This window comes from Mesorhizobium sp. M2A.F.Ca.ET.039.01.1.1 (assembly GCF_003998035.1).
In the GTDB taxonomy this organism is placed as follows: domain Bacteria; phylum Pseudomonadota; class Alphaproteobacteria; order Rhizobiales; family Rhizobiaceae; genus Mesorhizobium.
This window is the reverse complement of record NZ_RZRY01000237.1, coordinates 1-8653: the sequence shown is the minus strand read 5'-3', so window position 1 is coordinate 8653 and position 8653 is coordinate 1. Positions and strand designations below refer to the sequence as shown.

Annotated in this window: 10 protein-coding genes; 8 read left to right on the top strand and 2 right to left on the bottom strand. The window is 65.1% G+C overall.

Annotation, left to right across the window (positions count from 1 at the left end):
- The 7 genes from EOA24_RS18625 to EOA24_RS18595 all read left to right on the top strand — a co-directional run.
- A partial coding sequence (locus EOA24_RS18625) for a mandelate racemase/muconate lactonizing enzyme family protein (RefSeq protein ID WP_133374545.1) occupies nucleotides 1-842 on the top strand: 842 nt, incomplete at its 5' end.
- Between the two features lie 10 nt (nucleotides 843-852).
- Entirely contained in the window at nucleotides 853-1182 is a 330-nt protein-coding gene (locus EOA24_RS18620; RefSeq protein ID WP_042645142.1) for an L-rhamnose mutarotase, read from the top strand.
- Nucleotides 1175-2248: a Gfo/Idh/MocA family oxidoreductase gene (locus EOA24_RS18615; RefSeq protein WP_127255916.1), complete on the top strand. Its 1074-nt coding sequence runs from the start codon at nucleotides 1175-1177 to the stop codon at nucleotides 2246-2248. The genes EOA24_RS18620 and EOA24_RS18615 overlap by 8 nt, the downstream gene beginning before the upstream one ends.
- Nucleotides 2249-2256: 8 nt before the next feature.
- The gene (locus EOA24_RS18610) at nucleotides 2257-2703 is read left to right on the top strand and encodes a MaoC/PaaZ C-terminal domain-containing protein (RefSeq protein ID WP_127255914.1); all 447 of its coding nucleotides are present in this window, start codon (nucleotides 2257-2259) and stop codon (nucleotides 2701-2703) included.
- Between the two features lie 16 nt (nucleotides 2704-2719).
- The gene (locus tag EOA24_RS18605) at nucleotides 2720-3451 is read left to right on the top strand and encodes an SDR family oxidoreductase (protein WP_126079832.1); all 732 of its coding nucleotides are present in this window, start codon (nucleotides 2720-2722) and stop codon (nucleotides 3449-3451) included.
- Between the two features lie 47 nt (nucleotides 3452-3498).
- Nucleotides 3499-4776: an L-fuconate dehydratase gene (locus EOA24_RS18600; protein ID WP_127255912.1), complete on the top strand. Its 1278-nt coding sequence runs from the start codon at nucleotides 3499-3501 to the stop codon at nucleotides 4774-4776.
- A gap of 65 nt (nucleotides 4777-4841) precedes the next feature.
- Complete coding sequence (locus tag EOA24_RS18595) at nucleotides 4842-5501, top strand: DUF2161 family putative PD-(D/E)XK-type phosphodiesterase (RefSeq protein ID WP_127255909.1); 660 nt, start codon at nucleotides 4842-4844, stop codon at nucleotides 5499-5501.
- Nucleotides 5502-5652: 151 nt separating this feature from the next.
- Here the strand turns inward: EOA24_RS18595 and EOA24_RS18585 are convergent, their stop codons facing one another.
- The gene (locus EOA24_RS18585; protein WP_127255907.1) at nucleotides 5653-6720 is read right to left on the bottom strand and encodes an alpha/beta hydrolase; all 1068 of its coding nucleotides are present in this window, start codon (nucleotides 6718-6720) and stop codon (nucleotides 5653-5655) included.
- 140 nt (nucleotides 6721-6860) lie between these two features.
- Here EOA24_RS18585 and EOA24_RS18580 point away from each other — a divergent pair, with 140 nt between their 5' ends.
- Nucleotides 6861-7907 carry an AraC family transcriptional regulator gene (locus EOA24_RS18580; protein WP_127255905.1) on the top strand — a complete coding sequence of 349 codons (1047 nt, stop codon included), beginning with the start codon at nucleotides 6861-6863 and terminating at the stop codon, nucleotides 7905-7907.
- On the opposite strand, the gene EOA24_RS18575 is transcribed toward EOA24_RS18580, so the two are convergent.
- On the bottom strand, nucleotides 7860-8653 hold a 794-nt coding region (locus EOA24_RS18575), incomplete at its 5' end, for a helix-turn-helix domain-containing protein (protein WP_127409971.1). The two genes, EOA24_RS18580 and EOA24_RS18575, sit on opposite strands and share 48 nt — an antisense overlap.

Sequence of the window (8653 nt, the reverse complement as noted above, 5' to 3'; positions counted from 1 at the left end):
ACGCCACCACCATCGGCGCCATCACCGCGATCACGCTCGCCGCGATCGACACGGCGCTGTGGGATCTGCGGGCGAGAAAACAGAACCTGCCGCTCTGGAAGCTCGCCGGCGGCGCCAAGGACCGCTGTCCGCTCTACACGACAGAAGGCGGCTGGCTGCATATCGAGACGCAGGCTTTGGTCGACGATGCGCTGGAAGCGAAGGCCAAGGGCTTCACCGGCTCGAAGGTCAAGATCGGCAAGCCGCATGGCTCGGAGGATTTTTCGCGGCTGTCGGCCGTGCGCAAGGCCGTCGGCGACGGCTATGAGATCATGACCGACTGCAACCAGGGCTTTTCCGTCGACGAGGCGATCCGCCGCGCCGGGCGGCTGCGCGATCTCGACCTCGCCTGGATCGAGGAGCCGCTGCCGGCCGACGACATAGACGGCCATGTGCGGCTGTCCAAGTCGACGGCGACGCCGATCGCGGTCGGCGAGTCGCTCTATTCGATCAGGCATTTTCGCGAGTATATGCAGAAAGGCGGCGCCAACATCATTCAGGTCGATGTCGGCCGCATCGGCGGCATCACGCCCTGGCTGAAAGTTGCCCATGCCGCGGAGGCCTTCGACATGCCGGTCTGCCCGCATTTCCTGATGGAATTGCATGTCAGCCTGGTCTGCGCCATCCAGAACGGCAAATATGTCGAGTATATTCCGCAGCTCGATGAGTTGACGGGCGCCAAGATGCGCATCGAGGATGGCCATGCGCTGGCGCCCAGCGAGCCGGGCATCGGCATCGACTGGGACTGGGACGCGGTCAAGGCAAGAAGCATCGCCGAATTCACCACGGCGATCGTGAAATAGGGAGGCGGATATGCAGCGCATGGGCATGGTGCTTGGATTGAAATCCGAGAAGGTCGAGGAATATGTCCGCCTTCACGCCGCCGTCTGGCCGGACGTGCTGACCATGATCTCGGCCTGCAACATCAAGAACTATTCGATCTACCTGAAGCGGCCTGAGAACCTGCTGTTCTCCTATTTCGAATATCACGGCACCGACTACGCCGCCGACATGGCCAAGATGGCGGCCGACCCGAAGACGCAGGAATGGTGGTCGGTCTGCATGCCCTGCCAGGAGCCGCTCGAAACCCGAAAGGAAGGCGAGTGGTGGGCGTCGATGGACGAGGTCTTCCATCATGACTGAGGCCTTCGATCCGGCATCGCTGGCCCAGTCCTGGCCGAAGCCGTCGAAGCCGCGCCAGATCGTCACCTTCGGCGCCGGTTCGATCGTCGGCGACGCGCATTTTCCGGCCTATCGCAAGGGCGGCTTCCCGATTTCCGGCCTCTACGATCCGGACCAGGCGAAGGCGCAGAAGCTCGCCGAGACATGGGGCGTGACGGCGTTCCGTTCGGTCGAGGAAGCAGCGGCGGTGAAGGACGCGATCTTCGACCTCGCCACCCCGCCCGGCCGCCACGCCGATGTGCTGAAAGCGCTGCCGGATGGCGCCGTCGCGCTGATCCAGAAGCCGATGGGCAATTATCTCGGCGAGGCGACGGAAATCCTTGAAATCTGCCGCGCCAAGCGACTGAAGGCCGCGGTCAACTTCCAGCTTCGCTTCGCGCCGATGATGCTGGCGCTGAAGGACGCCATCGCCAAGGGCTGGCTGGGCGAGGTCGTCGATTTCGATGCGCTGCTCGCGCTCGATACGCCGTGGCAGCTTTGGGAGTTCCTGCTCAAGGCGCCACGCGTCGAGATCGCCATGCATTCGATCCATTATCTCGACCTGATCCGCCAGCTTCTCGGCGACCCGCTGGGCGTGCACGCCAAGACGCTCGGCCATCCCAACCACAAGGTCGCGCAGACCCGCACCAGCGCCATCCTCGACTACGGCGACACGGTGCGCTGCGCGCTCTCGATCAACCACGACCACAAATTCGGCCGCCGCCACCAGGCCTGCGAGTTTCGCATCTGCGGCACCGAGGGCGCGGCCTATGTCAAGCTCGGCCTCAATCTCGATTACCCGCGCGGCGAGCCGGACATTCTGGAAATCCATCCGAAAGGCGGGTCGGAGTGGGTCACTGTGTCGCTCGCCGGCGAATGGTTTCCCGATGCCTTTGTCGGCCGCATGGCCAATGTCCAGCGCTTCGCCTCCGGCGAAGATGCTGAGCTGGTGAGTTCTGTCGAGGACGCCTGGCACACCATGGCGCTGGTCGAGGCCGCCTATAAATCGAGCGCCGCGCCGGCGACGCCGCTGGCCGCGAAGCCATAAGGCCGGACATGGAACAGACCACCTATTTCGAGGATTACGAGATCGGTTCGTCGCGCCTCACCAGCGGCCGCACCATCACCGAGACCGATTTCATCGTCCATGCCGGCCACACCGGCGATTTCTTCCCGCATCACATGGATGCCGAGTTCATGAAGATGACGTCCTTCGGCCAGCGCATCGCGCATGGCACGCTGGTCTTCTCGGTCGGCGTCGGCCTGACGGCGAGCGTCATCAATCCGGTTGCCTTCTCCTATGGTTACGACCGGCTGCGTTTCATCAAGCCGGTCTTCATCGGCGACACGATCCGCACGCGCACCACCATCGCGGCCAAGGAAGATGACCCGAAACGGCCGAATGCCGGACGCGTCATCGAACGCGTCGAGGTTTTGAACCAGCGCGACGAGGTCGTGCTGGCCGCGGACCACATCTACATCGTCGAGCGACGGCCCGGCTGAAGGACGGAGATAAAGAATGGCTGACATCACAGGCAAGGTCGTGGTCGTTACGGCGGCCGCGCAGGGCATTGGGCGGGCAAGCGCGCTGGCCTTCGGCAAAGCGGGCGCCATCGTCCACGCCACCGACATCAACGAGACGGCCCTGGCCGAGCTCGCCAGGACGCCCGGCATCACGACTCGAAAACTCGATGTGCTGAACGACGAGGCGGTGAAGGCCGCCTTCGCCGAGATCGGCCGCGTCGACGTCTTGTTCAACTGCGCCGGCTTCGTCCATGCCGGCTCGATCCTGGAGATGAAGGACGAGGATCTCGATTTCGCCTTCAACCTCAATGTGCGCGCCATGATCCGCACCATCCGTGCCGTGCTGCCCGGCATGCTGGAGCGCGGCGACGGCGCGATCATCAACATGGCGTCCGTCGCCGGCGCCCCGAAAGGGGTGCCGAACCGTTTTGCTTACGGCGTGACCAAGGCGGCCGTCATCGGCCTGACAAAATCAATTGCCGCCGACTATGTCGCTAAGGGTATACGCTGCAATGCCATTTGTCCGGGCACGGTCGAGAGCCCTTCGCTTCAGGGCCGCATGCAGGCGCAAGGCGACTATGAGGCGGCGCGCGCGGCCTTCATCGCCCGCCAGCCGATGGGCAGGATCGGCACGCCGGAAGAGATCGCCGATCTCGCCGTCTATCTGGCCGGCGCGACCTACACGACCGGGCAGGCGTACAACATCGACGGCGGCTGGTCGATCTGAGGCCGCTCCGGCGATCGAATGACGAGGCGGGCCAGCACGAGGCAGCAATGACGAAAATCACGGACCTCAGAACCTTCGACCTCCGCTTCCCGACATCGCAAAGCCTCGACGGCTCCGACGCGATGAACCCGGATCCGGACTACTCGGCCGCCTATGTCATCCTCGACACCGACGTCCCGTCGCTGAAGGGCCATGGCCTCACCTTCACCATCGGCCGTGGCAACGAGATCTGCTGCGCGGCGATCGAGGCGCTGCGCCATCTCGTCGTCGGTCTCGATCTCGACTGGGTGAAAGAGGACCCCGGCCGCTTCTGGCATCACGTGACCGGCGACAGCCAGTTGCGCTGGATCGGGCCGGACAAGGGCGCCATGCATCTCGCAGTCGGCGCGGTGGTCAACGCGGTGTGGGATCTCTGGGCCAAGGAAGCCGGCAAGCCGGTCTGGCGCCTGGTCGCCGAGATGAGCCCGGAAGAGATCGTCAGGATCATCGACTTCCGCTATCTCACCGACGCCATCACGCCCGCTGAAGCGCTGGCAATCCTGAAGAAGGCGGAGGCCGGCAAGCCCGGGCGCATCGCCGCGCTCGAGCGCGAAGGCTATGCCTGCTACACCACCTCGGCCGGCTGGCTCGGCTATCCCGACGACAAGCTCAGGCGCCTCTGCCAGGAAGCGGTCGACGATGGCTTCAACCACATCAAGCTGAAGGTCGGCCGTGACCGCGCCGACGACATCCGCCGTCTCAGGATCGCCCGCGAGGTCATCGGTCCGGACCGTTATTTGATGATCGACGCCAACCAGGTCTGGGAGGTCGACCAGGCGATCGACTGGCTGAAGGACCTCGCCTTCGCCAAGCCCTTCTTCATCGAGGAGCCGACCAGTCCCGACGATGTCGCCGGCCACGCCAAGATCCGCAAGGCCGTGGCGCCGATCAAGGTCGCGACCGGCGAGATGTGCCAGAACCGCATCATGTTCAAGCAGTTCATCGCCGGCGGCGCAATGGACGTGGTGCAGATCGATTCCTGTCGCATGGGCGGGCTGAACGAAGTGCTGGCGGTGCTGCTGATCGCCGCCAAGTTCGGCCTGCCGGTCTGGCCGCATGCCGGCGGCGTCGGCTTGTGCGAATATGTCCAGCATCTGTCGATGATCGACTACGTCGCCGTGTCAGGTACTAAGGATGGGCGGGTGATCGAATATGTCGACCACCTGCACGAGCATTTCATCGAACCCTGCGTCATCCGCGACGCCGCCTATATGCCGCCCCAGGCGCCCGGTTTCTCGATCGAGATGAAGGCGCAGTCGATCGAGGATTACCTGCACCGCGCCTGACATCGGTGGCCGTGACCGCAATGGGCCGCTGGGCCGACCAGCCGCGAATCGGTTATGCCTCTCTCATGCAGGAAACCTCCCTCTACGAGCCGGTGAAGCGGTTCCTCGAGAGCATGGATTTCGCCGTCAAGGGCGAGGTTGGCGGCTGCGACATGGTCGGCGTGCGCGCCGGCGAGCCGCCGGTCGTCGTCATCTGCGAGCTCAAGCTGCAATTCAACCTCGAGCTCGTCCTGCAAGCCGTCGACCGCGCGGCGGCCTGTGACGAGGTGTGGCTCGCCGCTTTGATGTCGGCGCGCGGCAAGGGCCGGGAGCACGACCGGCGCTTCCGCGCGCTTTGTCGTCGCCTCGGCTTCGGCCTGCTTGGCGTCAGCGCCAGGGGCGAGGTGGAGTTGATCCTCAGTCCCGCCGCCCTGCCGCCGCGACGCGATCCACGGCGGCGCTCGCGCTTGGTCGAGGAGCATCATCGCCGCAAGGGCGATCCATCCATCGGCGGCAGCACGCGCAAGAAGCCGATCATGACCGCCTACCGGCAGGAGGCGCTCGCCTGCGCCGCCGCCATGGTCGACGGCCCGAAACGGCCGCGCGACCTGAAGACGCTCTCGCCACGGGCCGCGAGCATCCTGCAGCACAATTACTATGGCTGGTTCGCCCGCGCCGAGCGTGGCATCTACGCGCTGACCGAAGCCGGCATCGCAGCGATTGGGCCGCTGCCGGCGGCGCTATAATGCATGTCGCCCAGAAGTGTGAGCGGTTCTGGGACAACGACATGCATCAAAACAAAGACTTAAAGCGCGTCGCCTGAATCCGGTTCAGCGCGACGCGCTTTAGGCCATCGCGCCGAATGGCCGTGGAAGTCTTTTACGCGACAGGCCGAGGTCACATAGGACCCTGCAGGCTGCGCTCCAGGTCGCCCCGGATCAGACCGACCAGCTCGGCATGTAGGTCGGCGCGCGAGCGGCTGCCGCCGTCGGCGCAGATCGGATCGACCTCGCCCGTTTCCCTCAGCAGCTCGGCGCCGCCCGGCTTGCATTCCTGCAAGAAGCTGAAATGGATGGCGCCTTTGACGGAGGCATATGTGCCGCGCGGCGCGATCGCAGCCAGTTTGTCGGCAACGACGCCCAGCGGAATCGTGTCGGCGCCGCCGAGATTGATGAAATCCATCGGGATCGCGATCGCCTTCAGGCTGGCGGTGTCATAGGCCGGCGCAAGACCGGGATCGACCAGCACGGCCGCTTTGACGCGGCGGTCGAGGTTTGACTGCTCGAAGCGCGCCTTGTCGATCGTCCTGAGGTGGAGCTTATCGACATGCACGACCGCGTCGTCACGGTAGCCGATGCCGCCCGCATACCAGGCGCAGTCCCATTTCCTGTACTCGTCGCAATAATGGGCATAGGCGTCGAGGCTGGCGCGGGCGCCGGCAATCTCCATCGCCGCAGCGCCGCCGAGCGAGAAGCCGAGCACGCCGATCCTGTCGCCGTCGACGGCGTTGCCCCATGTCGGGTCGGTCGTCATCGCGTCGATCACGGCCGAGAGGTCCCGCGTGCGCTCCCACAATTTCGGCGTGTCGGCTGGGGTTGAGTCGCCGCTGGTTGTGCCGGGATGATTGGGCCCGGCCACGATGAAGCCCGCTTTGGCGAGTTCCGCCGCCAGCCAGGCCATGCCTTGCACGCGCCCGCCCGACCCATGCGACAGCACGACCAGGGGAAAACGCCCCTTGAGCGGTGGCGCATTCTTGAAGGCCGGCACGCCCTTGAAGGCCCTGTTGTCGCCAAGCAGGATGGCTTCGCCGCTGGCCTCGGCCGGATACCAGACAAAGACCTGGAGATTGCGGCCGCGTTGCGGTGCCGCGACGGAGATTTCGCGCATGCCGACCTCGGCGGCGTGGCTTGTAGCGGTGAAAGCGACTGTGAGCATCGCTGCGGACAGGATGCGGGAGAATGTCATGAGGACCTCGCTCGGTTGGAGAGACCGGCGATGATCTGCTGATGACATCCCGAAGTTGCGTCCTCGATCGCGATCGAGGTCGTTCTCAATCGCGATCCGGGCCACTATCAATGCACCCGATTGCTTTTTGAGACTGCCCCGTGATTTTCGTTCCGCTTCCCTTCGTCGTCGCCCTGCTTTTGTTCGTCCTGCTTGTCCGGATGCTGCATGCCGAGCAGCCGAGCCGGCCGTTCCTCGCCCTGATCGGCCTTTGCATCCTGCAGTCGGCGCTTCTCGGTCTGCGCTGGGGCTATGGCATGACAGCGCTGCGCTACGTGCTGCCGGTGGTTGCCAGCGGCCTGCCGCCCATCGTCTTTGCCGGCTTTCGCAGCCTGATCCACCGCAGCGCCGCCGACGCTGACAGCGTTCGCTGGCTTCATGCCGCGCCGCCTGTCCTGATGCTTGCCCTGGTGCTGTTCGCGCCGGCGCTGATCGACGCCGCCATGATCGTGATCTTCGTCGGTTATGCCTTGGCCGTGCTCGATCTGGGCCGCGCCGGTCCCGATGCGCTGGACGAGGCGCGGCTCGACGGCGCGGTCGCCGCGCACCGCGCGCTCGTCATCGCCGCCCTGGCGCTTTGTGTCTCTGCCTTCTTCGATCTCGCCATATTGATGGATTTTGAATGGAGCAGAGGCGAGAACGCGGCCTTCATCGTCAGCAATGCGAACTTTCTTGGCCTTTTTCTCATCGGGCTGACTGCCATCGCCGCTGCGCGCGCGCAGCCTCAATCCGATGCCGCCGAGGAACTCGAAACACCATCGACAGCGGCGCAGGATCGTGAGGTTCTCGACAGGATACGCACCCTCCTGGCCGACCAGAAACTGGCGCGCGATGAAAATCTCACCTTGTCGCGGCTGGCCCGCCGCGCCGGCGTGCCCGCCCGCCAGATATCGGGCGCGGTCAATCGGTTGGCCGGCAAGAACGTCTCGCAGTTCATCAATGACTTCCGCATTGCTGAAGCTTGCAGGCTGCTCAGCGAAACCGAGATGTCGGTGACTGCGGCGATGCTCGAATCCGGCTTCCAGACCAAATCGAACTTCAACCGCGAGTTCCGGCGCGTTACCTCGCTCAGCCCGGCTTCATGGCGCGAGCGGTCGCGATCAGAAGCGCTCGCGGTAGTCGCGCGGGTTGGTGCCAAGGACACGTAGGAAGCCGCGCCGCATCGTTTCTTCCGAGCCGAAGCCGCAACGCCGCGCCGTCTGGCCGACCGTTTGTCCCCGCTCCAGCATCCGCCGCGCCGCTTCGATCCGGATCTCCTCGACGGCGCGGGCGGGTGTGCGGCCGGTCGCCTCCTGATAGCGGCGCGAGAAACTGCGCCGGCTCATATTGGCGCGGTCGGCCAATTGCTCCAGCGAGAGATCGGCGCTGAGATTGTCGAGGATCCAGCCATGCAGCCGGTCGAAGCGCCCGTCGCCTTGCTGCAGCTTTAAGGTCTGGCTGAACTGCGCCTGGCCGCCGGAACGCTTGAGGAAGACGACCAGCTCGCGCGCCACCGCCAGCGCCATGCGCCGGCCAAGGTCGGCCTCGACGAAGGACAGTGCGAGGTCTATGCCGGCCGTCACGCCGGCTGAGGTCCAGACATTGCCGTCGCGAATGAAGATCGGATCGGGATCGAGCCGAACCGCCGGAAAGCGTCGTGCGAACTCCGCGCAGCGGCCCCAATGGGTCACCGCACGCCGGCCGTCGAGCAGGCCGGCCTCAGCCAGCAGCAGGGCGCCGCTGCAAACTGAGGCGGTTCGCGTCGCATCGCGCGAGCGGCCGATGATCCACTGCACCAGCTCGGCATCCTCGCAGGCCGCGTTGACGCCCCAGCCGCCGGGCACGATCACCGTGTCGATCGTGGTTCCGTGCGCCGGCAACGCCGCTGCCTCAACCACCAGACCGGACGATGTCC

Excerpts from the sequence above, each read along its gene's own strand:
- EOA24_RS18620 (WP_042645142.1), top strand. The coding sequence starts at position 853 with ATGCAGCGCATGGGCATGGTGCTTGGATTGAAATCCGAGAAGGTCGAG.
- EOA24_RS18615 (WP_127255916.1), top strand. The coding sequence starts at position 1,175 with ATGACTGAGGCCTTCGATCCGGCATCGCTGGCCCAGTCCTGGCCGAAG.
- EOA24_RS18610 (WP_127255914.1), top strand. The coding sequence starts at position 2,257 with ATGGAACAGACCACCTATTTCGAGGATTACGAGATCGGTTCGTCGCGC.
- EOA24_RS18605 (WP_126079832.1), top strand. The coding sequence starts at position 2,720 with ATGGCTGACATCACAGGCAAGGTCGTGGTCGTTACGGCGGCCGCGCAG.
- EOA24_RS18600 (WP_127255912.1), top strand. The coding sequence starts at position 3,499 with ATGACGAAAATCACGGACCTCAGAACCTTCGACCTCCGCTTCCCGACA.
- EOA24_RS18595 (WP_127255909.1), top strand. The coding sequence starts at position 4,842 with ATGCAGGAAACCTCCCTCTACGAGCCGGTGAAGCGGTTCCTCGAGAGC.
- EOA24_RS18585 (WP_127255907.1), bottom strand. The coding sequence starts at position 6,720 with ATGACATTCTCCCGCATCCTGTCCGCAGCGATGCTCACAGTCGCTTTC.